General features: G+C 27.9%; 23 protein-coding genes and 2 pseudogenes. All 25 read left to right on the top strand.

Features of this window, described 5'->3' with window-relative positions; all coding sequences use genetic code 11:
• The first annotated feature begins 9 nt into the window (after window positions 1–9).
• The 25 genes and pseudogenes from nusA (at window position 10) to BN346_RS01610 (ending at window position 25,369) form a co-directional block, all read left to right on the top strand.
• Complete coding sequence (gene nusA, locus BN346_RS01725; protein WP_034438694.1) at window positions 10–1,122, top strand: transcription termination factor NusA; 1,113 nt, start codon at window positions 10–12, stop codon at window positions 1,120–1,122.
• 10 nt (window positions 1,123–1,132) lie between these two features.
• Window positions 1,133–1,402, top strand: a complete 270-nt coding sequence (rnpM, locus tag BN346_RS01720) for an RNase P modulator RnpM (RefSeq protein WP_034438692.1) — start codon at window positions 1,133–1,135, stop codon at window positions 1,400–1,402.
• Complete coding sequence (locus tag BN346_RS01715) at window positions 1,392–1,706, top strand: ribosomal L7Ae/L30e/S12e/Gadd45 family protein (protein WP_034438690.1); 315 nt, start codon at window positions 1,392–1,394, stop codon at window positions 1,704–1,706. The genes rnpM and BN346_RS01715 overlap by 11 nt, the downstream gene beginning before the upstream one ends.
• 17 nt (window positions 1,707–1,723) lie before the next feature.
• Window positions 1,724–1,922 (top strand): annotated as a pseudogene (locus tag BN346_RS22300) (translation initiation factor IF-2 N-terminal domain-containing protein); the annotation flags it as partial.
• Between the two features lie 104 nt (window positions 1,923–2,026).
• A pseudogene (gene infB / locus BN346_RS01710) lies at window positions 2,027–3,793 on the top strand (translation initiation factor IF-2); the annotation flags it as partial.
• A gap of 17 nt (window positions 3,794–3,810) precedes the next feature.
• Window positions 3,811–4,155, top strand: coding sequence for a 30S ribosome-binding factor RbfA (gene rbfA, locus BN346_RS01705; protein ID WP_034438684.1), 345 nt, complete (start codon window positions 3,811–3,813; stop codon window positions 4,153–4,155).
• 6 nt (window positions 4,156–4,161) lie between these two features.
• The gene (locus BN346_RS01700; RefSeq protein ID WP_034438682.1) at window positions 4,162–5,121 is read left to right on the top strand and encodes a DHH family phosphoesterase; all 960 of its coding nucleotides are present in this window, start codon (window positions 4,162–4,164) and stop codon (window positions 5,119–5,121) included.
• A gap of 1 nt (window position 5,122) precedes the next feature.
• The gene (truB, locus tag BN346_RS01695) at window positions 5,123–6,010 is read left to right on the top strand and encodes a tRNA pseudouridine(55) synthase TruB (RefSeq protein WP_034438680.1); all 888 of its coding nucleotides are present in this window, start codon (window positions 5,123–5,125) and stop codon (window positions 6,008–6,010) included.
• A 12-nt stretch (window positions 6,011–6,022) separates the two neighbouring features.
• Window positions 6,023–6,970, top strand: a complete 948-nt coding sequence (locus BN346_RS01690; protein ID WP_034438678.1) for a bifunctional riboflavin kinase/FAD synthetase — start codon at window positions 6,023–6,025, stop codon at window positions 6,968–6,970.
• A gap of 124 nt (window positions 6,971–7,094) precedes the next feature.
• Window positions 7,095–7,358 (top strand): 30S ribosomal protein S15, encoded by a 264-nt coding sequence (rpsO, locus tag BN346_RS01685; RefSeq protein WP_034438675.1) that lies wholly within the window; start codon window positions 7,095–7,097, stop codon window positions 7,356–7,358.
• Window positions 7,359–7,508: 150 nt separating this feature from the next.
• Entirely contained in the window at window positions 7,509–9,629 is a 2,121-nt protein-coding gene (locus BN346_RS01680) for a polyribonucleotide nucleotidyltransferase (RefSeq protein ID WP_034438671.1), read from the top strand.
• 199 nt (window positions 9,630–9,828) lie between these two features.
• A complete protein-coding gene (locus BN346_RS01675; protein ID WP_034438669.1) occupies window positions 9,829–11,100 on the top strand; it encodes a M16 family metallopeptidase in 1,272 nt (423 codons plus the stop codon).
• 96 nt (window positions 11,101–11,196) lie between these two features.
• A complete protein-coding gene (locus BN346_RS01670) occupies window positions 11,197–11,472 on the top strand; it encodes a YlmC/YmxH family sporulation protein (protein WP_034438667.1) in 276 nt (91 codons plus the stop codon).
• 170 nt (window positions 11,473–11,642) lie between these two features.
• A complete protein-coding gene (gene dapG / locus BN346_RS01665; RefSeq protein WP_034438665.1) occupies window positions 11,643–12,836 on the top strand; it encodes an aspartate kinase in 1,194 nt (397 codons plus the stop codon).
• A 94-nt stretch (window positions 12,837–12,930) separates the two neighbouring features.
• A complete protein-coding gene (locus BN346_RS01660; RefSeq protein WP_051539857.1) occupies window positions 12,931–13,677 on the top strand; it encodes a ClpP family protease in 747 nt (248 codons plus the stop codon).
• A gap of 99 nt (window positions 13,678–13,776) precedes the next feature.
• Window positions 13,777–16,116 carry an FtsK/SpoIIIE family DNA translocase gene (locus BN346_RS01655; RefSeq protein ID WP_034438663.1) on the top strand — a complete coding sequence of 780 codons (2,340 nt, stop codon included), beginning with the start codon at window positions 13,777–13,779 and terminating at the stop codon, window positions 16,114–16,116.
• 104 nt (window positions 16,117–16,220) lie between these two features.
• Window positions 16,221–17,546, top strand: coding sequence for a 30S ribosomal protein S12 methylthiotransferase RimO (rimO, locus tag BN346_RS01650; protein ID WP_034438660.1), 1,326 nt, complete (start codon window positions 16,221–16,223; stop codon window positions 17,544–17,546).
• Window positions 17,547–17,695: 149 nt separating this feature from the next.
• Window positions 17,696–18,238 (top strand): CDP-diacylglycerol--glycerol-3-phosphate 3-phosphatidyltransferase, encoded by a 543-nt coding sequence (gene pgsA, locus BN346_RS01645; RefSeq protein ID WP_034438657.1) that lies wholly within the window; start codon window positions 17,696–17,698, stop codon window positions 18,236–18,238.
• 277 nt (window positions 18,239–18,515) lie between these two features.
• On the top strand, window positions 18,516–19,556 hold the full coding sequence (gene recA / locus BN346_RS01640; RefSeq protein WP_034438655.1) for a recombinase RecA: 1,041 nt from the start codon (window positions 18,516–18,518) through the stop codon (window positions 19,554–19,556).
• A gap of 379 nt (window positions 19,557–19,935) precedes the next feature.
• Entirely contained in the window at window positions 19,936–21,486 is a 1,551-nt protein-coding gene (rny, locus tag BN346_RS01635) for a ribonuclease Y (RefSeq protein WP_034438653.1), read from the top strand.
• A gap of 131 nt (window positions 21,487–21,617) precedes the next feature.
• On the top strand, window positions 21,618–21,878 hold the full coding sequence (locus BN346_RS01630) for a stage V sporulation protein S (protein WP_034438652.1): 261 nt from the start codon (window positions 21,618–21,620) through the stop codon (window positions 21,876–21,878).
• 385 nt (window positions 21,879–22,263) lie between these two features.
• Complete coding sequence (locus tag BN346_RS01625) at window positions 22,264–23,457, top strand: pyridoxal phosphate-dependent aminotransferase (protein ID WP_034438650.1); 1,194 nt, start codon at window positions 22,264–22,266, stop codon at window positions 23,455–23,457.
• 16 nt (window positions 23,458–23,473) lie between these two features.
• On the top strand, window positions 23,474–23,731 hold the full coding sequence (locus BN346_RS01620) for an HPr family phosphocarrier protein (RefSeq protein WP_034438648.1): 258 nt from the start codon (window positions 23,474–23,476) through the stop codon (window positions 23,729–23,731).
• A gap of 168 nt (window positions 23,732–23,899) precedes the next feature.
• Window positions 23,900–24,880, top strand: a complete 981-nt coding sequence (locus tag BN346_RS01615) for a tyrosine-type recombinase/integrase (protein ID WP_034438645.1) — start codon at window positions 23,900–23,902, stop codon at window positions 24,878–24,880.
• 111 nt (window positions 24,881–24,991) lie between these two features.
• Window positions 24,992–25,369, top strand: coding sequence for a hypothetical protein (locus BN346_RS01610; RefSeq protein WP_034438643.1), 378 nt, complete (start codon window positions 24,992–24,994; stop codon window positions 25,367–25,369).
• Window positions 25,370–25,513 lie beyond the last annotated feature (144 nt).

Raw genomic sequence — 25,513 nt, 5'->3', positions numbered from 1 at the left:
TAATTAAAAATGAATGAAGAGTTTATAGATGCACTTAGAGAAATTGTGAAGGAAAAAGGAATAAGTGAAGATTTATTATTTACGACAATAGAAGACGCACTAGTAGCTGCATATAAAAAGAACTATGCAAATTCTTCAGTAAATAGCCAAAATGTAAAAGTTACTATGAACAGAGAAACAGGGGAAACTCATGTTTTTGCTCAAAAAGAAGTTGTTGATGAAGTTTATGATGAGGCTTGTGAAATATCTTTAGAAGAAGCAAAAGAAATAAACCCAAGATATGCTGTAGGAGATATGGCTGAAATTGAAGTAACACCAAGATCTTTTGGTAGAATAGCAGCACAATCAGCAAAGCAAGTAGTTATTCAAAGAATTAAAGAAGCTGAAAGAAGTATAATATATGATGAGTTCAAAGAAAAAGAATTCGACATAATTAATGCTACAGTTATAAGAAGAGATAGAAATAATATATTCATAAACTTAGGAAAAATAGAAACAGTACTTGGACCTAATGAACAAATGCCAGGTGAAATATATAAATTTAATGAAAAATTAAGCTTATATATAGTTGAAGTAAAAAATGGTACAAAAGGACCACAAATAATAGTTTCAAGAACTCATCCAGGTTTAGTAAAAAGATTATTTGAAAGAGAAGTTCCAGAGATATACAATGGTATAGTAGAAATAAAAAGTATAGCAAGAGAAGCCGGATCAAGAACAAAAATAGCTGTGTACTCAAATGATGAGAATGTAGAAGCTATGGGTGCTTGTGTTGGACCAAAAGGAACAAGAGTTCAAAATATAGTAAATGAGCTTAAAAATGAAAAAATTGATATAATAAAATATAGCAAAGAACCAGCTGAATATATAGCAAATGCATTAAGTCCAGCAAAAATACTAGATGTTAAAGTTGATGAAGAAAATAAGAGCGCAAAAGTTGTAGTAGATGATAATCAATTATCACTTGCAATTGGTAAAGAGGGACAAAATGTAAGATTAGCGGCAAGATTAACTGGATGGAAAATAGATATAAAAAGTAAATCACAAGCAGAACAAGCTAATGAATTAAATTTAGAAGATGTGAATTCTGGAAATTTAGATATTAATGAAGTTCAAGAGTAGGTGATATTTAATGAAGGCAAAAAAAATACCTCAAAGAATGTGCACTGGCTGTATGGAAATGAAAAATAAGAAAGATCTTATAAGAGTCGTAAGAAGTAAAGAAGGCGAAGTTTCTATAGACTTAACAGGTAAAAAAGCTGGTAGAGGTGCATATATTTGCAAGAGTATCGAATGCTTAGAAAAATCAATTAAAGCAAGAAGACTAGAGAGAAATCTTGAAGGGAAAATTGATGAAGAAATTATTGAGAAGTTAAAGGAAGAAATAAAGAATGCACAATAAATTTTATCAATTTTTAGGACTTGTAAAAAGATCAGGTAACCTTATTGAAGGATACAACAAATGTGAAGAAACAATAAAAAGACAAAATGTTTATCTGCTTTTATTATCTAAAGAATGTGCACATAATACTAAAAAGAAATTTATTAAATATTGCGATGATAAATCCATTAAAATAATAGATGATATTCCTAAGGAGGAATTAGGAAAAGCTTTAGGAAGAAATGAGATTAATGTACTATGTGTAAAAGATAGAAATATGAGTGATAGACTTTTGAATTTATGGAATGAATGTGAAGTTATATAAATTTGGAGGTGAATACTTTGGCAAAAGTAAGAATATATGAATTAGCTAAAGAATTAGAAGTTTCAAGTAAAGAACTAATAACAGTTCTTTTCGAAGAGTTTGGCGTAGATGCTAAAAATCACATGAGCGTTATAGATGAAGAGGATGCAGATTTAATTAAAGAACTTTTTGCAGATCAAAAATCTAATGGCTCAGAAATAGTAAAACACTATGAAGAAATAGAAAATGAAAATGCTAATAAGGTAGTTGTCAAGAAAAAAGCAAAAAATAGAAGAGATAGAACTGTAGAAGGTAAGAATGATCCAGTAGAACAATCAAGTGAAGAAGTTATAGAAATGGAAAAAACTATAATTGTTAAGGATCTAGCTGAAAAATTAAAGAAATCTTCAGTTGAAGTAATCAAACAATTAATGTTCATTGGTGTAATGGCAAACATGAACCAAGAAATAGATTTTAATATAGCTGAAAAGGTAGCAGAAAAATTCGGAACAATTGCTGTTTTAAAAGAAGAAGAAGAAGGCAAACTAGGTGAAGAAGTTGAAATGGAAAGCTTCGAATCAGAAGATGATAATAAAGTTAAAAGACCACCAGTTGTTACAATAATGGGTCACGTTGACCATGGTAAAACTTCAGTACTAGATGCTATAAAGCATTCTAAAGTAACAGCTACAGAAGCAGGTGGAATAACTCAACATATAGGAGCTTACACAGTAAATGTAAATGGAGAAAAAATAACATTTTTAGATACTCCAGGACACGAAGCCTTTACTGCAATGAGAGCTAGAGGTGCTAAAATTACAGATTTAGTTGTATTAGTAGTTGCAGCAGATGATGGTATAATGCCACAAACTATAGAAGCAATAAACCACTGTAAAGCAGCAGAAGTTCCAATGATAGTTGCTATAAATAAAATGGATAGACCAGCAGCTAACCCAGATAAAGTTAAACAAGAATTAACTGAATATGGATTAATAGCAGAAGATTGGGGCGGAGACACTATATGTGTACCTGTATCAGCTCATACTAAAGAAGGATTAGATACATTATTAGAAATGATAGTAATAACTTCTGAAATGTTAGAATTAGAAGCAAATCCAGATAGAAGAGCAAAAGGTACAGTAATAGAAGCTAAGCTTGATAAAGGAAGAGGACCAGTTGCATCATTACTTGTTCAAAATGGAACTTTAAATGTAGGAGATTCAATCATAGTTGGAACTACTTATGGAAGAATAAGAGCAATGAATGATGATAAAGGAAAGAAAATTAAATCAGCAGGTCCATCTATACCAGTTGAAATATTAGGTTTATCAGAAGTTCCAGCAGCTGGAGATAGATTTAATGTAGTAAAAGATGAAAAAACTGCTAGAAACATGGCAGAAAGTAGAAAAAGCAAAATAAGAGAAGAAAGCTTTACAGCTTCAAATAAAGTTTCTATGGAAAACTTATATAGCCAAATCCAAGAAGGAAAAGTTAAAGAACTTAGTGTTATAGTAAAAGCTGACGTTCAAGGTTCAACAGAAGCTGTAAAACAATCTTTAGAAAAATTATCTACAGATAATGTAAAAGTAAGAGTAATACATGGTGGAGTTGGTGCTATAACAGAAACAGATGTTACTTTAGCATCAGCATCAAATGCTATTATAATAGGATTTAATGTAAGACCAGATAATAATGCTGTAGCAGTTGGTGAAAAAGAAAATGTTGAAATAAAAACTTATAGAATAATTTATGATGCTATTGAAGATATTAAATCTGCAATGCTTGGAATGCTTGATCCTGAATATAAAGAAGTTGTATTAGGAACAGCAGAAGCTAGACAGGTATATAAAATATCAAATGTAGGAACAATTGCAGGTTGTTATGTATTAACAGGAAAAATAGTAAGAAATGCAAGTGTTAGAGTTATAAGAAATGGTGTTGTTGTATTTGAATCTGCTTTAGCTTCATTAAAGAGATTTAAAGATGATGTTAAAGAAGCAGCAACAGGTTTTGAATGCGGTATAAGTATAGAAAAATTCAATGACATAAAAGAAGGCGATATTATTGAAGCTTATACTATGGAAGAAATTAAGCCAAAACAAATATAGTTTAAGGAGTGAGTTACGTGGCAAATTATAGAGGCGGTAGAATAAATGAAGAAATAAAAAAGGATGTAAGTAATACTATACAAAATAAAATCAAAGATCCTAGATTAACTGCTATGGTTAGCGTAACTGATGTAGATGTAAGTAGAGATTTAAGCTATGCCAAAATTTATGTAAGTATATTTGGAAGTGAAAAAGAAAAATCTGATGCACTTTTAATACTAAAAAATTCAGTTGGATTTATAAGAAGAGAAATAGGTAAAAATGTAAAATTAAGACATGTACCGGAAGTTATAATACAACTTGATGAAACTTTAGATAAAGCTATGCATTTACAATCATTATTTAATAAAATAAAGGAGTAAATGATTATGGATTTAGATAAAGTAATAAATAAAATTATGAAAAGTAATAGCATTGCTATTACTTTTCATTCATCACCAGATGGAGATTCTATTGGTAGTGCTACAGCTTTAACTTTAGCATTAAGAAAATTGGGAAAAAAATGCAATATATTAAGCAAGGAAAAATTATCCAATACATTTTCTTATATAAAAATATTTGATGAAGTTAATGGTGAAAATTTTGAAATTCCAAATGAAACTGAATTACTAATAGTTTTGGATTGTGGAGATGTTAAAAGAATTAATGCAAATATAAATTTACAAAATAGAAATTATGAAGTAATAAATATAGACCATCATATGTCAAATGAGATGTATGGAGATTTAAATTATGTTGATACAAAAGCTGCTGCTGTAGGAGAAATTATATATAAAGTTATTGAAAAACTTAATATATTAATAGACAATGATATGGCAGAAGGTGTATATACTTCGTTACTTACAGATACTGGATCTTTTAGACATAGCAATACTACTAAAAGTACTCATGAAGTGGCAGGAAAAATAATAGATACTGGCATTAATTTTAGTGAAATACATAGAAAAATATTTGATAATAAAGAATTTAATAGAATAAAGCTTTATGGAAAAGTTATAGAAACTATGACTTTAGAATGTAATAGCAAGGCTGTTTTTATGATATTGGAGCAATCTATGTTGGAAGAGCTAAACTTGGAAAATACAGATACGTCAGATCTTTTAATGTTTGGAACTAAAGTTGCAAGTGCAGATGTTACTGTTTTAATAAAAGAAGCAGAAGGCGGAGTAAAAGTTAGTCTTAGATCTAAAGAAAAAGTGGACGTTAGAAAAGTTGCAGAAAAGTTCGATGGTGGTGGACATATAAGAGCGGCAGGATGTTTTATAGAGAAAAATTCTATGGAATGTAAAAAACAGTTAATAGATATGTTAGAAAAAGAGTTGATATAATATGAAATCAAGTAATGTAAATTTTGGTATATTAAATATTTACAAACCAACAAAAATGACTTCATTTGATGTGGTTAGAGAAGTAAGAAAAATTGCTGGTGAGAAAAAAGTAGGACATTGTGGAACTTTAGACCCAGAAGCATGTGGAGTTTTGCCGGTATGTATAGGAAAAGCAACTAAAATCATAGATTATATAATGGATGATGAAAAGGAATATGTTGCAGTTTTAAAGCTAGGTGAGGTTACTGATACTTATGATATAGAAGGTAAGACTATAAGAACTTCAGAAGTCAATGTAAACGAAGTCGAAATTAAAGGTGTTGTAAATTCATTTATAGGGAATATAAATCAAGTTCCACCAATGTATTCTGCATTAAAAGTTAATGGTAAAAAACTTTATGAATTAGCAAGACAAGGTATAGAAATTGAAAGAGAAGCAAGACCGATAAAAATATATAATATAGATATTCTAGAAATAGATATACCTTATGTTAAAATTAAAGTTAATTGCTCAAAAGGAACTTATATTAGAAGTTTATGTTATGATATAGGTGAAAAATTAGGTTGTGGAGCTATGATGACAAGCTTGGAAAGATTATCTACAGGAAAATTTAATAAAGAAAATTCTATAAATATAAAAGATTTAACAAAGGAAAATATAGAAGAAAATGTAATACCTGTGGAACAGGCTTTCTTAGAATGTCCTAAAGTTATAGCAAATGATAAATTTAAGAAATTATTACTAAATGGAGTTGTAGTTATGGATAGAAACTTTTCTGGAAATATAGAAAAGTTTAAGTTATATAGGGTTTATGATGAGTTAGACAACTTCATAGCTATAGGTGAGAAAACTGATGTAGGCTTTAAATTAATTAAAATTTTAATTTAGAGGTATTTAGGTATGAAAATAATGAGGGATAATTTTTCAGAAAAATTAAGGGAAAATACAGTTGTGGCATTAGGGAGTTTTGACGGAATACATAAGGGTCATCAAAGCTTAATAGAAAAAACTATAGAAATATCTAAGAAATTTTCAAATCAAGGATTAGAAAGTAAATCAATGGTGTGTACTTTTTATAATCATCCACTAACGGTTATAAATAATGAGATAGCACCTAAACTTATAATGGATAATGATAAAAAAGTTGAAGTGTTAAATAGAATGGGTATAGATATAGTAAACTTTATGACTTTTAACAAGGACTTTATGGAAATAAGTCCTAAAGAATTTATTGAAAAGTTAGTCAATTGTTATAATGTAAAAGGAATAGTAGTAGGATTTAATTTTAGATTTGGTTATAAAAACTTGGGAGATATAAAATTACTACAACAATATAGTGATAAGTTAGGTTTCAAATTATATGTAGTTCCCCCAATAAAAATGGATAACGAAATAATAAGTAGTAGTAAAATTAGAAAATATATATCAGAAGGTAATATAGTAAGAGCTAATAATATGTTAGGAAGTTTATATACAATGTCAGGAACTATAGTTAAAGGCAGACAGTTAGGTAGGACTATGGGTTTTCCAACAATAAACTTAGAATATAATAAGGAGTTTATATTACCTAAAAGAGGGGTATATTATACTTTAGTTAAATATAAAAATGATATATATAAATCTATGACTAATATAGGAATGAATCCTACTGTTAATGGAGAAAAACTTAGTGTAGAAACTAATATATTAGATTTTGATGATACTATTTATGGAGAGTTTGTTGAAATTTACTTTATTAACAAGATAAGGGAAGAACAAAAATTCTCAAATATAGAAAATTTAATGAAACAATTGAATAAAGATAGAAATTTTGTCAAAAATCAAAATATAGAAATAGCAATAAACTAAAAATAAATAATTTACAAAGAGGAGTTTATTTGATATAATTCTTCTTGAACCTTATGCTAAGTTAATCGAATTGCCGACGGCGTACTTGGAATAAGGGGATATTACAATCGGAGGTGTTTTACACATGGATAAGGCTAGAAAACAAGAAATAATGGAAAAATTTGCAAGAACTGAAGGAGATACAGGATCACCAGAAGTTCAAGTTGCTTTATTAACTTTCAGAATAAAAGAGTTAACTGAGCACTTAAAAGTTCACAAAAAAGATCACCACTCAAGAAGAGGTCTTCTAATGATGGTTGGACAAAGAAAAGGTCTTTTAAACTACTTAAAGAAGCAAGATATCGAAAGATACCGTGCTCTAATAGCTGAGTTAGGAATAAGAAAATAATTAAGAGCGGCTATGCCGCTCTATTATTTTAGGCATTACAATATTTAAATTGTGTGTTTAAATACAAATTTATTTGTAAGTAAAATTTAATTATAAAGTTATTAAATTTTACAAAAATACAAATAATAGTGATTGAAAGGAGGAAAATATATGATTAATACATTAAAAACCACTATAGCCGGTAGAGAAATGAAAGTTGAAAACGGCAAAGTAGGAATGTTATCTAACTGTGCTTTATTCATGAGTTATGGAGAAACAGTAGTACTTGTTAATGTAAATGCATCAGAATCACCTAGAGAAGGTATAGACTTTTTCCCTCTAAGTGTTGAGTATGAAGAGAGATTATACGCAGTAGGAAAAATCCCAGGAGGATTTATAAAAAGAGAAGGGAAACCTTCAGAAAAAGCTATACTAAATGGAAGAGCTATAGACAGACCAATTAGACCATTATTTCCTAAGGGGTATAGAAATGATGTGCAGGTTGTTTGTACAGTGGTTTCTGTAGAACAAGATAATGTTCCAGATATATTAGCAATGAATGCTGCATCAATGGCATTATCTTTATCAAGTATACCATTTGTAGATCCAGTAGGAACAGTTTCAGTTGGTCTTATAAATGGAGAATTTATATTAAATCCAACAGTTAAGGAAAGAGAAGAGAGTTCATTATCGTTAACAGTTTGTGCAACAAAAGATAGAGTTATGATGATAGAAGCTGGTGGTGATGAAATACCAGAAGAAACTATGATTCAAGCAATATCATTTGGATTTAATGAATGTCAAAAAATAGTTAAATTCCAAGAAGAAGCTATGGCTAAATTTGGAAAAGAAAAAATAACTCCAGAACTTCATAAAGTTGATGCAGAGTTAGAAAAGGAAATTAGAGAATTTTCTTTTGATATGTTAAAAGAAGCTATGTATATAACAGATAAGGATGAACGAAATGCAAAAGTTTCTGAAGTTAAAGAAAAAATAAATGAAGCTTTTGGAGAAAAATATGAAGATAATATGGCTGATGTAGCTGAAGTTATCTATGGAATTCAAAAAGAAATAGTAAGATATATGCTATTAAAAGAACAAAGAAGACCAGATGGAAGAGCATTTGATCAAATAAGACCTATAGGTTGTGAAACATCTATACTTCCTAGAACTCATGGAACAGGACTTTTCACAAGAGGATTAACTCAAGTTATGACTGTTGCAACTTTAGGAGCTTTAGGTGATGTTCAAATTATTGATGGATTAGGTGAAGAAGAATCTAAAAGATATATGCACCACTATAATTTCCCAGCATACAGTGTAGGAGAAGTTAGACCATTAAGAGGACCAGGAAGAAGAGAAATTGGTCATGGAGCTTTAGCAGAAAGAGCTTTAGAGCCACTTATACCATCAATAGAAGAATTCCCATATACTATTAGACTAGTATCAGAGGTATTAAGTTCTAATGGATCTACATCACAAGCTAGTGTATGTGGAAGTACTCTTGCCTTATTAGATGCAGGTGTTCCAATAAAGAGACCAGCAGCAGGAATTGCAATGGGATTAATAACAAGTGAAGATTTAAGTGAAGAAGAAGTATTAACAGATATACAAGGAATAGAAGATTTCTTTGGTGACATGGACTTTAAAGTTGCAGGTACAGAAAAAGGAATTACATCAATTCAAGTTGATACTAAAATAAAAGGTCTTTCAGAAAACTGCATAAGACAATCTATAGAAAAAGCTAGAGATGCAAGAATGTTTATATTATACAAAATAAAAGCATGTATACCTGAAGCTAGAGAAGAATTGTCACCTTATGCACCTAGAATGTATACTATGACTGTAAAACCAGATAAAATTAGAGATATTATAGGACCAGGTGGTAAAGTAATAAAACAAATCATAGCAGATACTGGTGTTAAAATAGATACTAGTGATGATGGTAAAGTAGTAATAATGTCTAATGATAGTGTTAGCGCAAATGAAGCTTTAAGAATAATAAAAGAAATAACTAAAGAAGTAGAAGTTGGAGAAATTTATTTAGGTAAGGTTACTAAAATAACTACATTTGGAGCATTTGTTGAAATAATGCCTAAAAAAGAAGGATTAGTTCACATATCTAAATTAGATGTTGAAAGAGTAAACAAAGTAGAAGATATAGTATCAGTTGGAGACGAAATTTTAGTAAAAGTTACTGAAATAGATCAACAAGGAAGAATAAATCTTTCAAGAAAAGATGCAATAAAAGATACAGATAATAAAGAAACTGACAACAACGTTGAGAAGTAAACAAATAGAAGGGCATAATGCCTTTTTATTTTTTTATAATTTATTAAGTTGTAAAATTAAAATTTATAATAAGTAGTAATATAATATAAGAATTAGTTAATACTTAAATTTATAAAGAATTTTTTATTGATTTTTATAACAATATAGATTATATTAGAAATAAATTTTTAATAATATATCTTCAATGAGGAGAATCGAGATGTATAATTTATTTACTTTAAATAATGGTTTAAAAGTTGTAGTTGAAAACATAGAACATTTCAATTCTGTGTCAATTGGATTATGGGTTGAAAATGGTTCAAGAAAAGAAAATTTTTATAATAATGGAGTATCGCATTTCATAGAACATATGCTATTTAAGGGAACTTCCAATAGAACATCAAAAGAAATAGTAGAACAAATTGAAGATGTAGGAGGACAAATAAATGCCTTCACAGGAAAAGAATCAACATGTTATTACATAAAAACATTAGATACACATTTAGAATTAAGTCTAGAAATACTATCAGATATGTTATTTAATAGTTTATTTAGTGAAGAAGACATAGAAAAAGAAAAAGGTGTAGTAATAGAAGAAATAAATATGAGTAAAGATAATCCAGAAGATGTATTGATGGATGTACATGCTAAAGCTGCATGGGAAAATGATGGACTATCACTTCCAATACTAGGTACAGAAAACACTGTTAAGTCTTTTGATAGAAATTTATTAATAAATTATTTAAAAATGAATTACATACCAGAAAATTGTGTTTTATCTATATGTGGAAATATTAATATGAAAAATATAGAAAAATTATTAGAGAAATATTTTGGAAAATGGAAAACTGAAAATAAAAATATAACAGTATATTCTACACCTAAAATAACAACTAATAATTATTTTGTAAAAAAAGATATAGAGCAATTACATATAAATTTAGGAATCCAAGGTATGGCTCTTGGACATGATGATTTGTATACATCTATATTATTATCTAACATACTAGGTGGTGGAGCTTCTTCCATACTATTTCAAAAAATAAGGGAAGAGTTAGCTGTATGTTATTCAATATATATGTATATGTCATCACATGTAAATAATGGATTAATAAATATATATGCAGGGATAAACCCACAGTATGCAAAAGAAGCTATAGAAGCTATAGAAAATGAGACTAAAAATTTTGTTAAATATAAAATAAGTAAAGAAAAATTGTATAAAACTAAAGAGCAACTAAAAGGAAATTATATATTAGGTTTAGAAAGCACTAGCAGTAGAATGTTTAGTAATGGAAAGGCTGTACTGTTTTTAAATAAAATTAATACACCTCAAGATGTTATAAAGAAAATAGATAAAATAGATATGGAAAGTATAGATAGAGTAATGGAAAATACTTTTAAAAAGGGAATTATAAACTCTGCATTTGTAGGTAAGAATGTAGATGTGTTAAAAAATGATTATAATATAAAAGATGTTTTATTATCATAAAAATATAGTGTGACTCATAACTATTCTTTATATAGGTAAAAAATATTTACTGTGTAATTGTTCTATATAAAGAAATATAATATGAGGTGAGTTTTTATGGAAGATAATATTAAATATCTAAGTGAAATGGGAAAATACGAAATTATAAATATAAATGATGGTGATAAATACAATTTATTAGCTAACAATGATATAGTAATAGATGAAAATGGAGTATTAAAATTACTTTTATTAAATGATAATAAATCAAGTTTTAGCCTATTTAAAAGTAATGGATTCATGGAAGTACCTTGGGAATATGTGAAAAAAATAGGATCTAAAACTATTATAATAGATATAGATGATGAAACATTGAGAGTTAATCGTGTATAAACTAATTCAAAAATAAGCTCGTTTAGTTAAATTTTATTAAAAAGATTATTAAATTAAAAAAAGTGAGCACATACTAGTTTTTAAAATATATCCAAATTTAAAAAACAATATGTAATATAAGTTTGGAAACCTAGAACATAATAAAATGACTAAGTTTGGGGGAGTAATTAATGAAAATACTAGTTCAAAAATTTGGAGGAACGTCTGTTTCAACTGAAAAGAATAGAAAATTAGTAGTAAAAAAAGTAAAGAATGCAATTAGTGAAGGATATTCACCTGTTGTTGTTGTATCAGCAATGGGAAGAAAAGGTGATAACTATGCAACAGATACATTACTTCAGTTAGTAAGTGACGATTTTAAAAAATCTAATTTATTAGCTACAGATGTATTATTAGGATGCGGAGAAATAATAAGCACAGTTGTTATGTGTAATGAGCTTTATAAAGAAGAAATAGATTCTATTCCATTAACTGGAGGGTTAGCAGGTATAAAAACTGATAGTAATTATGGATCTGCATCAATATTAGATGTAGAAACTAATAGAATATTAGATTTAATTAAAGATGGAAAAGTACCAGTTGTAGCTGGTTTTCAAGGTGTTGAAAATAATGGCTTTTTAACTACGTTTGGAAGAGGCGGTAGTGATGTAACAGGTGCAATACTAGGAGCAGCATTAAAGGCAGAAGAAGTGCATATATATACTGATGTTGATGGTATAATGACAGCTGATCCACGAATAGTTTCAGATGCAATGCTTATAAAACAAATTGGATATGAAGAAGTATTCCAATTTGCAGATCAAGGAGCTAAAGTTATTCATCCATTAGCAGTAGAAATATCTAAAAAATACAATATACCGTTAGTTATAAAAAATACATTAAATGATTGTATAGGAACTATAATATCTAATGATACGTGTGGAGAATCAAATAAAATTATAACAGGAATAACTCATGTTAAAGGTAGAGTTCAAATAACTGCAAATTACAATGGAACAGATGAATATGTTAATTTATTAGATATATTAGCACAAAACAATATAAGTATAGATCTTATAAGTGTATTTCCAAAACAAAAAATATTTACAATTGCAGATAATGATTTAGAAAAATTTAAAGATATAGTTAGCAAATTAAATTTATCTTACTCATATATTGAAAATTGTAGTAAAATAGCCATAATAGGAACAAAAATGAAAGGTGTGCCTGGAGTTATGGCAAGAATTTTAAAAGCTCTTACAAAACAGAATATAGAAGTATTACAAACAGCAGACTCTCATATGACTATATGGTGTCTTGTTGAAGAAAAAGATACAGATATAGCTATAAATGTACTTCATGGAGAATTTAATTTAGCTCATTAAGTATAAGTGAATCTTTAAATGAACAGACTATTAAAAGATAAGATTATAAAATAATTATTATTTTATATAATTTGTTTGCTTAAGGAGGAAAAAGATGATATATAATGAAAATGGCAATATACTAGATGGTAATGTAAATAATGAACCTAATAAAGAACCTGAAAGTAACAATCCAAATCAAACAGAAAAAGTTCAAAATATTAAAGAATTAGGTGTGTCAAAAGTAGCTAAAGACGGAGATTCTAGCATACAAATTTTACCTATAATTGGACAGATAGAAGGTCATAATATTGGTGCGCCACAAACTAAAACTACTAAATATGAACATGTTATACCACAACTTATAGCAATGGAAAGGGATAAAAATGTTGAAGGTATATTAGTTGTACTTAATACTGTAGGTGGAGATGTAGAAGCTGGTCTAGCTATAGCTGAAATGATAAGAAGTTTAACTAAACCTACTGTATCATTAGTTATAGGTGGAGGTCATTCAATAGGAGTTCCATTAGCTACATCATCAGATTATTCATATATATCACCTAGTGCAACAATGATAATTCATCCTATTAGAATGAATGGACTTATTATAGGAGTACCTCAAACATTTGAATATTTTAGAAAGATGCAAGAGAGAATAACAGAATTTATAGTAAGAACATCTAAGATATCTATAGATGAATTAAACAAAATGATGGCTAGAACTGATGAATTGTTAAATGATATGGGGACTATATTGATAGGAAAACAAGCTGTTCAATGTGGTCTTATAGATGAAGTTGGAGGAATATCTCAAGCGCTTAATAAGTTAAATGAACTTATTGATAAAAATAGGTCTATATAGACCTATTTTTATATTGCTTAATATAAAACAAAATTATTTATATACAGATATTAAAGAAGGTTCTAAGAGTTTTTTATAGAAATAATATGTGGAGGTGAGATGGTGGCAAAGAAAAACACTAAAGTAAAAAAGAAAACAACAAAAGATAAAAAAAATACAGAAATCAGACCAGAGCTTAAAGGTGTTATATTAATTATTTTAGGAATCATAACATTATTTAGTCTTATAGCAAGTGTTATTTCTGAAAAAACATCGTTAACAGGTGTCATGGGAATATTTATATATAATATATTAATTGGAATATTAGGCTTAGGTGCATATGTGTTACCACTGTTATTTATATTTATAGGATTTAACTATATATATAGAAATGGAAAAATAAAGTTTACTAAAAAATTTTATGGAATAATGTTATTTATAACAAATACATTATTACTTATACAAATGATAGTATTATTTAACTACCATATTGAAGGTGATATTTTATTAAGTATGAGCAATATTTATAATTCATCAAATATTATACATAGCGGGGTAATAGGTTATTTAATAATATTACCGGTTTATAAATTATTTGGTAGCATAGGAAGCTATGTAATATTTATATCTTTATATATAATATCTATTGTAATGATAAAAGATATTACACTTAAAGATATTGTAGACAGCATCAAGAAAAAAGGACAAGACCTAAAAAGTAATTCTAAAAATAAAGAAGGTAAAGAAATAAAAATAGATGAACCAATGAATGTAAATGAAAGTATTGCTGTTACAGAAGAAGTTTCATTAGATAATCCATTTTTTGATCTTAGCAATAAAGAAGATGATAGTAAAATTAAAATTGTTGAATTTCTAAAAGATGATAAAAATAAAGAAAGTACAGATACAGATTTTATTTTTGGAGATACAGTTCAAAGTGATTTAAGTGCCATAAAAAAACGTAGTTACAAAATTGAAAAAGAAGATGATGATGCTTCAGAAGTAAACATTGGTATTGTAAATAGAAATACTATAATAAATTATGATAAGCCTAACATGGAATTGCTTTCTAAAAATGAAAATAGCCAATTAAAAAAAGGTGATAAAAAAGAATTATTAAACAGTGCAAGTAAGCTTCAAGAAACTCTTGCTAGTTTTGGAGTAGAAGCAAAAGTTACACAAGTTACAAAAGGTCCATCAGTAACAAGATTTGAATTGCAACCAAGTGCAGGTGTTAAAGTAAGTAAAATAGTTAATTTAGCTGATGACATAGCATTAAACTTGGCCGCGTCAGGAGTTAGAATTGAAGCTCCTATTCCAGGAAAAGCAGCTGTAGGTATAGAGGTTCCTAATAGAGAACTTACAGCAGTATACTTAAGGGAAGTTATTGAGTCAGATGAATTTATGAATTTTAATAAAAATTTAGCTTTTTGTTTAGGCAAAGATATAGGTGGACATTCAATAGTATCAGATCTTACTAAAATGCCACACTTACTTGTAGCAGGGGCTACCGGTTCAGGAAAAAGTGTGTGTATTAACACTTTACTTATGAGTTTACTTTATAAATATTCTCCTGATGAGGTTAAATTATTACTGATAGATCCAAAGGTTGTAGAATTAAATATATATAATGGGATACCTCATCTTTTAATACCAGTTGTAACTGAACCTAAAAAAGCTGCAGGTGCTTTAAATTGGGCAGTAAATGAAATGACTAGAAGATATAAAATATTTGCAGATAATAATGTTAGAAATATTGAAGGATATAATGAACTGGCTACTAAAGGTATAGTAGAAGAAAAACTTCCATGGATTGTTATAATAATAGATGAGCTTGCTGATTTAATGATGGTATGTCCAAATGACATAGAAGATTATATTGGAAGACTAGCACAAATGGCGAGAGCGGCAGGTATGCATCTTGTTATAGCAACTCAAAGGCCATCTGTAGATGTAATAACTGGAGTTATAAAAGCGAATATACCATCAAGAATATCTTTTGCTGTTTCAAGTCAGATAGATTCTAGAACTATATTAGATTCCTCAGGAGCTGAAAAACTTTTAGGAAAGGGAGACATGCTATTTTATCCAGTAGGAGAATCAAAACCAATAAGAATACAAGGAGCATTTGTATCTGAAGAAGAAGTTGAAAGAGTTGTTGGGTTTATAAAATCTCAAATCGAAGAACATATATATTCAGAAGAAATAATAGAAGAAATCGAGGAAGGTGCAAAACCTTCTAATGGAGATAATGAATGTGATGAATTATTAAATGAAGCTATAAGAATAGTAATAGATGAAGATGCTGCATCTACATCATTATTGCAGAGAAGATTAAAAATAGGATATAATAGAGCGGCAAGAATTATAGATGAAATGGAGGAGAGAGGAATAATATCTGGAAAAAATGGAAGCAAACCTAGACAAGTCTTAATAAGCAAAGAGGAGTTTAATAGTTAAAGATTAAAATATATATCATAAAGTAGATTAGAATTTCAATAATAGGATAAGATTATCATTAGGATGGAATATAAATATATTACATTCTAAATAGGAGGTAACGAATGGAAAAATTAAAAATAGGAGTAATAAACTTAGGTTGTGATAAAAATAGAATAGATTCTGAAATTATAGTTGCAACAGTAAAGGAGAAATTTGAATTAATTAATGAGCCTGAAAATGCAGATGTTATAATTATAAACACATGTGGCTTTATTGAAAGTTCAAAGCAAGAATCAATAGATACAATACTTAGTATGGCTAAATACAAAGATGAAAATAATTGTAAGGTATTAATAGCAACAGGATGTTTAACTCAGAGATATGGTAGTGAGCTTTTAGAACTTATTCCTGAGTTAGATATTATTTTAGGTGTTAATGATTATGATAAACTTACAGAAAGCATAGAAGAAGTTTTAAAGACAAATAAAAAAATAGCATATACAAATTATAGTGATTCTAATATAAACACAGGAAAAAGAGTTGTAACAACTGGAAATAAAACAGCATATTTAAGAATTTCAGAAGGATGTAACAATGCTTGTGCTTATTGTGCTATACCTAAAATAAGAGGTAGATACAGAAGTAGAAAAATGGAAGATATAATAATGGAAGCTAAAGAACTTGCAATTAATGGATATAAAGAAATAATATTAGTTGCACAAGATACAACTAGCTATGGAATTGATTTATATAAAGAGAAAACATTGCACATACTTTTAAGAGAACTATCAAAAATAAAAAGTATTGAATGGATAAGAGTTTTATATTGTTATGCAGAAGAGCTTACAGATGACATAATAAAAGAATTTAAAGAAAATGAAAAAGTATGTAAATATATAGATATTCCAATACAACATATAAGTGACAATGTTTTAAAATCTATGAGAAGAAAAGGAAGAAAAAGGATAATAAAAGAAAACATATTAAAGCTAAGAGAAAATATTCCTAATGTGGTATTAAGAACAGCTATTATAGTTGGTTTTCCAGGTGAGACAGAAGAAGATTTTGAGGAGTTAAAAGAATTTATAGAGGAAATAAAATTTGATAAATTAGGAGTATTCACATACTCACAAGAAGAAGGTACAGTTGCAGCTGATATGCCAAATCAAATAGAAGAAGAAGTAAAGGAACTTAGATATCATGAGCTTATGGAACTTCAACAAAAAGTGTCTAAAGGTGTGAATAGAAGTAAAGTTGGAAGAACATATAAAGTGTTGATAGAGAATAAAGATGGAGAAGTATACATTGGAAGAAACTATGAAATGGCTCCAGAAATAGATGGAGAAGTATTTGTAGAAGGAAGTAAAGACTTAAAAATAGGTCAATTTGTAAATGTTAAAATTATAAAGGCGCTTGAATATGATTTAATAGGTGAAGTATTGTATTAAATTTTATGTTTTTTTTATAAACAAATATAAAAGGTTGAAATAGACTTTTGAAACCTAGATAAAGTTAGGATTAAGAAATTCTATAAAATATATTTAAATAAAAGTAAGTATACCTTACTATTAAAAATAGTAAATGGGAGTTGTGTTGTATGAATTTAGCAAATAAGCTTACAGTTATAAGAATGATTTTAGTACCATTTTTCTTGTTGTGTATGGCAATAGGTACTAAAATGGGAATATTTATTGCAACAATTATATTTATAGTTGCATCAATCACGGATAAACTAGATGGTTATATAGCAAGAAGCAGAAATCAAGTAACTAATTTTGGGAAATTTATGGATCCTTTAGCAGATAAACTTTTAGTTACATCAGCATTAATTGTAATGGTTGAATTTGGAATGATACCTTCATGGGTGGCTATGGTTATAATAGCAAGAGAATTTGCAGTTTCGGGATTAAGAACAATAGCGGCTTCAGAAGGGATTGTTATAGCAGCAAGTAATTGGGGTAAAGCTAAAACAGTAGTTCAAATGGTTGCTATAATAGCTGGATTAATTACTTTAAATGTCAATGTATCAATATTAAATACAGTGACTGATATATTTATGATTTTAGCAGTTGTTATAACTATAGTATCTGGAATAGATTATTTTGTGAAAAATAAAAGTGTAATAAATACTAATAAATAAAGCCTTAGTATTTATTATAAAAAAATTTAATTTAAAATGTTTTTATTTAAATTAAATTTCAATGTTGTTTCAAATCTTAAATATAGTATAATCTATATAATGAATATATAAATAGTAAATAAAAAGAGTATATAAAAATAAGCATTCAATTCTTAGTTTTATATGAAAAGACTCTAAAAAATATTTAATACATTCATTTTATATTGGGAATAATATTAATCTGTCATAAATTTATTAATTGTTTATATAATAATTAATAGTAGAAAGGATGAAAAGTATGGATAGCGAAAAGTTAAAAGCATTAGAATCTGCCATGTCACAAATTGAAAAACAATTTGGTAAGGGTTCTATAATGAAATTGGGAGAAAATAGTGGTTTAAATTTAGATGCAATATCTACAGGATGTCTAGGATTAGATATAGGACTTGGAATAGGTGGGGTTCCAAGAGGTAGAGTAATTGAAATATTTGGACCAGAATCTTCTGGTAAGACAACTGTAGCATTACATATTGTAGCAGAAGCTCAAAAAGCTGGTGGAGTAGCTGCATTCGTAGATGCTGAACATGCATTAGATCCAGTTTATGCAAAAGCATTAGGAGTAGACATAGATAATTTGTTAGTATCACAACCAGATACAGGAGAACAAGGGTTAGAAATTGTTGAAGCATTAGTAAGATCAGGTGCTGTAGATATTGTAGTAGTTGACTCTGTAGCAGCATTAGTACCAAAAGCAGAGATAGAAGGTGAAATGGGAGACTCACATGTTGGTCTTCAAGCTAGACTTATGTCCCAAGCGTTAAGAAAATTAACAGGTTCAATAAATAAATCTCAATGTGTTGCAATTTTTATCAATCAATTAAGAGAAAAAGTTGGAATTATGTTTGGAAATCCAGAAACAACTCCAGGCGGAAGAGCTCTTAAATTCTATTCATCAGTAAGAATGGATGTAAGAAAAGTAGATACTATAAAACAAGGTGATGAATTCTTAGGATCTAGAACAAGAGTTAAAATCACTAAAAATAAAGTAGCACCACCATTTAAACAAGCGGAATTCGATATAATGTATGGTCAAGGTATATCTAGAGAAGGTGATGTATTAGATATTGCAGTTAAAGAAGAGATTGTTCAAAAAAGTGGAGCATGGTTCTCTTATGGTGATGTAAGATTAGGACAAGGAAGAGAAAATGCGAAAGCATATTTTAAAGAAAATCCAGAAATAAGATTAGAAATAGAAAATAAAATCAGAGAAAAGCATAATCTCCCATTATATAAAGAAACTAAGAATATAGAAAAAAAAGAAATTAAAGATAAAAAATAGCAAGTTTACTTGCTATTTTTTTATTTTAATAAAATAATAAATTAAAATATTTTAAAATATAAAATAAAGTATATCAACTTTAAAAAATGGATATAATTAAAATAATAATAAAAAATGCAAAATAAAAAATTTTATATACATATAAATAATATTTGTATATAAAATAAAAGAAAATCTCAACTATGCAGGTGTTTTAGTACATACTACATATCTTGACATTGGATAGAAAGTAATATAAAATAAATACAAATACTGGTTTAGCATAATTTAATTGCAACCAAATTAATTGCAACCAATTGAATAAAATGTGACACCTTTTCTAGCTTTCATTTTCAAGTAAATAGATACTAAAGAATGAATAAGGAGGTGTTTATATACAATGATTAGTGGAGGTTTGCTAATAGGAATAGGAATATTAGTAATTGCTATGTTCATTGGAGCTTTTGTTATTATTTATACTAGAAAAAATATATCTCAAGCTAATATTTCTAAGTCAGAGGAAGAGGCTAAAAGGATTGTAGAAGAAGCTAAAAGAGAGGCCGAATCCACAAAAAAGGAATCTATATTAGAAGCTAAAGAAGAAGTTCATAGATTAAGAACAGATTTTGAGAAGGAATCTAGGGAAAGAAGAAATGAAGTTCAAAGACTAGAAAGAAGAATAATTCAAAGAGAGGAATCTTTGGATAAAAAGAGTTCTATATTAGAAAAAAAAGAAGACGGTATTAATAAAAAACAACAAGAAGTTGAAAGCTTAGAACAAAGCATACAAGAGTTGTATACACAAGAAAGACAAGAATTAGAAAGATTATCAAATCTTACATCTGAAGAAGCTAAACAAGTGTTATTGGATGAAGTGAAAAAGGAAATAAGACATGAAACTGCTATAATGATTAAAGAAGTTGAGCAAAAGGCAAAAGAGGAAGCTGATAAGAAGGCGAGAGAAATCATAACTTATGCTATTCAAAGATGTGCAGCAGATCATGTTGCTGAATCTACAGTTCATGTAGTTTCCCTTCCAAACGATGAAATGAAGGGAAGAATAATAGGTAGAGAGGGTAGAAATATAAGAGCCCTTGAAACGTTAACTGGTGTTGATTTAATAATAGATGATACTCCAGAGGCAGTAATTCTTTCAGGATTTGATCCAATTAGAAGAGAAGTTGCTAGAATAGCCTTAGAAAAGCTTATTGTTGATGGAAGAATACATCCGGCTAGAATAGAAGAAATGGTTGAAAAGGCCAAAAAGGATGTAGAAAATGATATTAGAGAAGAAGGAGAACAAGCAACCTTTGAAACAGGAATACACGGTCTACATATAGAAGTGTTAAAATTACTAGGAAGACTGAAGTACAGAACAAGCTATGGTCAAAATGTTTTAAAACATTCCATTGAAGTAGCATATTTAGCAGGTTTAATGGCATCAGAATTAGGCATTGATCCAACTATTGCTAAAAGAGCAGGATTGTTACATGACATAGGTAAAGCTGTAGATCATGAAGTAGAAGGTCCACATGCGTTAATAGGAGCTGAACTTGCTAAAAAGTATCACGAATCTCCAATAGTAGTAAATGCTATAGCGGCTCATCATGGTGATGTTGAATATCAATCATTAGAAGCTATACTAGTTCAAGCAGCTGATGCAATTTCAGCAGCAAGACCAGGTGCTAGAAGAGAAACATTAGAAGCTTATATTAAACGACTAGAAAAGCTTGAAGAAATTGCAAATTCATATGAAGGTGTAGAAAAGTCATATGCTATTCAGGCTGGTAGAGAAGTTAGAATTATGATTAAACCAGAAGAAATTGATGATGCAGGAGCTATTGAAGTGGCAAGGGATATAGTGAAAAAAATAGAAGATGAACTTGAATATCCAGGTCAAATTAAAGTAAATGTAATCAGAGAAACTCGTGCAATTGAGTATGCAAAATAAATTTGATAAAAATAATCTTCTTAAATTTTGGAAAAATTAAATTTTTTTTCAAAATTTAGGAGGATTTTTTTAATTTATGTGGAATTATTATAAAAGAGATACAGAATAATATATTTACTAGGAGGTTTATCATGGAAGTATTAAAAGTTTCAGCAAAATCAAATCCAAATTCAGTAGCAGGGGCTTTAGCAGGAGTCTTAAGAGAAAGAGGCGCAGCAGAAATTCAAGCAATAGGTGCTGGGGCTCTTAACCAAGCTGTGAAATCGGTTGCAATAGCAAGAGGATTTGTGGCACCAAGTGGAATAGATTTAGTTTGTATTCCAGCTTTCACAGATATAGAAATAGACGGAGAAGAAAGAACAGCTATAAGATTAATTGTTCAGCCTAGATAATATTTCTTGTTATGATAAAAGGCATATAAAATGCCTTTTTTTAATTTTATTAAAATAAAAAAATATAAACAAAAAAGTAAAATTCTTTTATAATTATATGGAAAAAATTAAATAGTATTAATATAATATAAATGCTTAAAATATATATACATTAAACTTAAGCAAAAATATAGATAATGTAAGCGATTTCCTATATTTTTCAGGAATATATAAGATATTAAGAATATTGGGATATAAATGAACTTAATTGACTGCAAAACTTGTTTACACTTACTACAATAAATGTTATATTATAAAAGAATGAAGTTTATCTTTCAAAAATAAAAAAAATGAAATAAACAATTCATTTTTTTATACATAAAATATAATAGCGGGGGTTGTAATTATGAAATTATCAAATAAAGCATTACAAATTTCACCATCATTAACTTTAGCTATAACTGCTAAAGCTAAACAAATGAAAGCAGAAGGTATAGATGTAATAGGATTTGGAGCTGGTGAGCCAGATTTTAATACTCCAAAAAATATACAAGATGCAGCAATTGCAGCTATTCAAAAAGGTTTAACAAGATATACAGCAGCATCAGGAATAATAGAATTAAAAGAAGCTGTAGTTAATAAGTTTAAAAATGATAATAATTTAACTTATAAAACATCTCAAATTGTTATTTCTACTGGAGCTAAACAATGTTTAGCAAATGCTTTCCAAGCAATATTAAATCCAGGAGATGAAGTATTAATAGGAGCTCCATATTGGGTAAGTTATCCTGAACTTGTACAATTAGCTGATGGAAAACCAGTTTTTGTAGATACAGAAGAGTCTAATTCTTTTAAATTAACTTTAGAAGCATTAAAAAAGGCAGTTTCAGAAAAAACTAAGGCAATAATATTAAATAGTCCTAATAATCCAACTGGAACAGCTTATACAAAAAATGAATTAGAAGAAATAGCAAGTTTTGCAAAAGAACATGATTTATTAATAATATCAGATGAAATATATGAAAAACTATTATATGGAGTAGAAGGACATATCTCTATAGCTAGTCTTTCAGAAGATGCTTATAATAGAACAATAGTTATAAATGGAGTATCTAAAGCATATGCAATGACAGGCTGGAGACTTGGTTATGTTGCAGCACCAGAACCAATAGCAAAACTTATGTCTAATATACAAAGTCATACTACATCAAATCCATGCTCAATCACTCAATATGCTGCAGTGGAAGCTTTAAATGGAGATCAATCAGATGTAGAAGCTATGATAAAAGAATTTAAAAATAGAAGAGACTTCATGGTAGAAAGAATTAACTCTATTGAAAATTTATCTTGCGTTAAACCAGAAGGTGCTTTTTATGTAATGGTAAATATAACTAAAGTTTTAGGAAAAACTTTCGAAGGAAATAATATAAAAGATTCTCTAGCATTCTCAGAAGCATTATTATCTTCAGAAAAAGTAGCAGTTGTACCAGGAATTGCTTTTGGTGTAGATGACTTTATAAGATTATCTTATGCTACATCAATGGAAAATATAAAAGCAGGATTAGATAGAATAGAGAATTTTGTTAAAAATTTAAAATAGTTAAGAGGTGACGCTTGTGGTATCAAGAGAGATAGACATAAAAAACTCTCAAGGATTACATGCCAGACCAGCTACATTGTTAGTTAGAACAGCTTCGTCATTTAAATCATACGTAGATATTGAACATAATGGGAAAGCTGCTAATGCTAAAAGTTTAATAGGAATATTATCATTAGGAGTAAATAGGGACTCAAAAGTTATTATTACAGCTAATGGTAGTGATGAAAATAAAGCATTAGAAGAAATTTGCGAGTTATTACAAAGCTTGGAATAATAAAAAAGCTGCTAATTTTATTAGCAGCTTTTTTATTTAAAAAAATAAATATAAATGTTATACTAATTTTGAATTAGAAGAATTAAATATAATGCAAATTTAGAATTTTATATAGAATTTACAATTTCAAGGATTAAATTGTAAATTTATATTAGAAAGGTTGATAAAATGAATAAAATAGACTTGTATAAAAATCCCAATTTACCAAATAGAGGTTTAGATAATAAACATTTTATAAGAGCTTTTCTAGAAATAAAAGCTAATAGAAGTAAGAATACGTCTATTAGTTATGAAAGAGATATTAAGGATTTTTTTAATGTTAGTTATATTGAAGATATATCTTTAGAAGATATACGTAGAGTAAACATATTTGATGCTGAAAAATATATAGTATATCTATCTAATATAGGTATGTCCTCTGCTACCATCAATAGAAAAATATCATCTCTTAGTTCATTATATAAATGGCTTTTAAAGTTTAAAGATAATTATACTAATACTGAAATTATAAAATATAATCCATTTGCATCATTAAAGGAAGAAAAACCAGTTGTAAACAATAAAGAAACAGAATTTTTAACAAAAGAAGAATGCAGGATATTAATTAGTAGTATAGAAGTGGATAATATAATAGGTTTAAGGAATAGAGCAATGATTGCATTAGCACTTACTACTGCATTAAGAAAATCAGAAATAACAAATATAAAAATAAAAGATATAGATAAATATGGGGAATATGATGTAATTCACATAACAAGAAAAGGAAATAAAAAAGATTTAGTGAAAATTCAGCCAGAAGTATATCAATATATAAATGAATATATTGGAAAAACAAATAGAAGTTTTGAAAATGATGGAGAAAAATATTTATTTTTAGGGCATTCTAAAAATAGCAATGAAGATAATCCATTAGATCCAAGTAGCTTTAATTATATAATAAAAAAAATATGTTCTAATGCTAAAATAAATAAAAAGCTAAAAGTTCACTCAACTAGGCATACAGCTATAACAATTGCTATAACTAATGGAGTAACTATAGAAAAAGTTAGAGAATTTGCAGGCCATAAGAATATAGCTACAACTAATAGATATATTCACTCTATAGATAAAATAAAGGATAATGCAGGAGATTCAATAGATATATTTTAATAAGAGAAATGATTAAATAATAATACTTCATATTATCATAAATTTAATTTTATAATCATAACATTAAAATATGAAAATAAAGTTTAAAATGTTAAATATGGAGGATATGTTATGAAATTAGATAATTTTAATCAAATAGAATTTGTACCATATTATATAAATGATAAGAGAAAATTATTAGATCAAATGGAAAATATATGGTTACTATATTATATTAATGGACTTGTAAAAATAGATATAAATAATTTTGTTATAAATGATATAAGAGCACCAAAGTTAATATCAACTGGAGTTATTGAAAATGAATTTAAAAGTTCTGATGATTACTATGATGATAATTTGAATTTCTCAAAAGTTGATAAAATTCAATATAGAATAAGTAAGAATAATCCTGAAATATTTTCATTTTTAGAGTGTAGTGGTATAAATTATCTTAAATCTAGGGAAGTAGTAAAAAAAATTATAAGGCTAAGTATAATTTATAGTTAAATTTTTGTGAAAAAATATATAAATCAAGTTCATGTTGGATGCTTAGTAATGTAGCAGTTAAGTAGGGAAAAAAATTTGCAAATTAGTATTTTGCGGAAAAAATTAAAAAAAAAGTAATAAATAGAATTTGACTAGATTTTATTT

Source organism: Clostridium ihumii AP5, assembly GCF_000612845.1.
GTDB lineage: Bacteria > Bacillota > Clostridia > Clostridiales > Clostridiaceae > Clostridium_J > Clostridium_J ihumii.
This window is presented reverse-complemented; position numbering and strand designations above follow the sequence as displayed.

Bases quoted from the DNA above. Each gene is read 5' to 3' on its own strand.
- nusA (WP_034438694.1), top strand. From the start codon at position 10: ATGAATGAAGAGTTTATAGATGCACTTAGAGAAATTGTGAAGGAAAAA.
- rnpM (WP_034438692.1), top strand. From the start codon at position 1,133: ATGAAGGCAAAAAAAATACCTCAAAGAATGTGCACTGGCTGTATGGAA.
- BN346_RS01715 (WP_034438690.1), top strand. From the start codon at position 1,392: ATGCACAATAAATTTTATCAATTTTTAGGACTTGTAAAAAGATCAGGT.
- BN346_RS01700 (WP_034438682.1), top strand. From the start codon at position 4,162: ATGGATTTAGATAAAGTAATAAATAAAATTATGAAAAGTAATAGCATT.
- truB (WP_034438680.1), top strand. From the start codon at position 5,123: ATGAAATCAAGTAATGTAAATTTTGGTATATTAAATATTTACAAACCA.
- BN346_RS01690 (WP_034438678.1), top strand. From the start codon at position 6,023: ATGAAAATAATGAGGGATAATTTTTCAGAAAAATTAAGGGAAAATACA.
- rpsO (WP_034438675.1), top strand. From the start codon at position 7,095: ATGGATAAGGCTAGAAAACAAGAAATAATGGAAAAATTTGCAAGAACT.
- BN346_RS01680 (WP_034438671.1), top strand. From the start codon at position 7,509: ATGATTAATACATTAAAAACCACTATAGCCGGTAGAGAAATGAAAGTT.
- BN346_RS01675 (WP_034438669.1), top strand. From the start codon at position 9,829: ATGTATAATTTATTTACTTTAAATAATGGTTTAAAAGTTGTAGTTGAA.
- BN346_RS01670 (WP_034438667.1), top strand. From the start codon at position 11,197: ATGGAAGATAATATTAAATATCTAAGTGAAATGGGAAAATACGAAATT.
- dapG (WP_034438665.1), top strand. From the start codon at position 11,643: ATGAAAATACTAGTTCAAAAATTTGGAGGAACGTCTGTTTCAACTGAA.
- BN346_RS01660 (WP_051539857.1), top strand. From the start codon at position 12,931: ATGATATATAATGAAAATGGCAATATACTAGATGGTAATGTAAATAAT.
- BN346_RS01655 (WP_034438663.1), top strand. From the start codon at position 13,777: ATGGTGGCAAAGAAAAACACTAAAGTAAAAAAGAAAACAACAAAAGAT.
- rimO (WP_034438660.1), top strand. From the start codon at position 16,221: ATGGAAAAATTAAAAATAGGAGTAATAAACTTAGGTTGTGATAAAAAT.
- pgsA (WP_034438657.1), top strand. From the start codon at position 17,696: ATGAATTTAGCAAATAAGCTTACAGTTATAAGAATGATTTTAGTACCA.
- recA (WP_034438655.1), top strand. From the start codon at position 18,516: ATGGATAGCGAAAAGTTAAAAGCATTAGAATCTGCCATGTCACAAATT.
- rny (WP_034438653.1), top strand. From the start codon at position 19,936: ATGATTAGTGGAGGTTTGCTAATAGGAATAGGAATATTAGTAATTGCT.
- BN346_RS01630 (WP_034438652.1), top strand. From the start codon at position 21,618: ATGGAAGTATTAAAAGTTTCAGCAAAATCAAATCCAAATTCAGTAGCA.
- BN346_RS01625 (WP_034438650.1), top strand. From the start codon at position 22,264: ATGAAATTATCAAATAAAGCATTACAAATTTCACCATCATTAACTTTA.
- BN346_RS01615 (WP_034438645.1), top strand. From the start codon at position 23,900: ATGAATAAAATAGACTTGTATAAAAATCCCAATTTACCAAATAGAGGT.
- BN346_RS01610 (WP_034438643.1), top strand. From the start codon at position 24,992: ATGAAATTAGATAATTTTAATCAAATAGAATTTGTACCATATTATATA.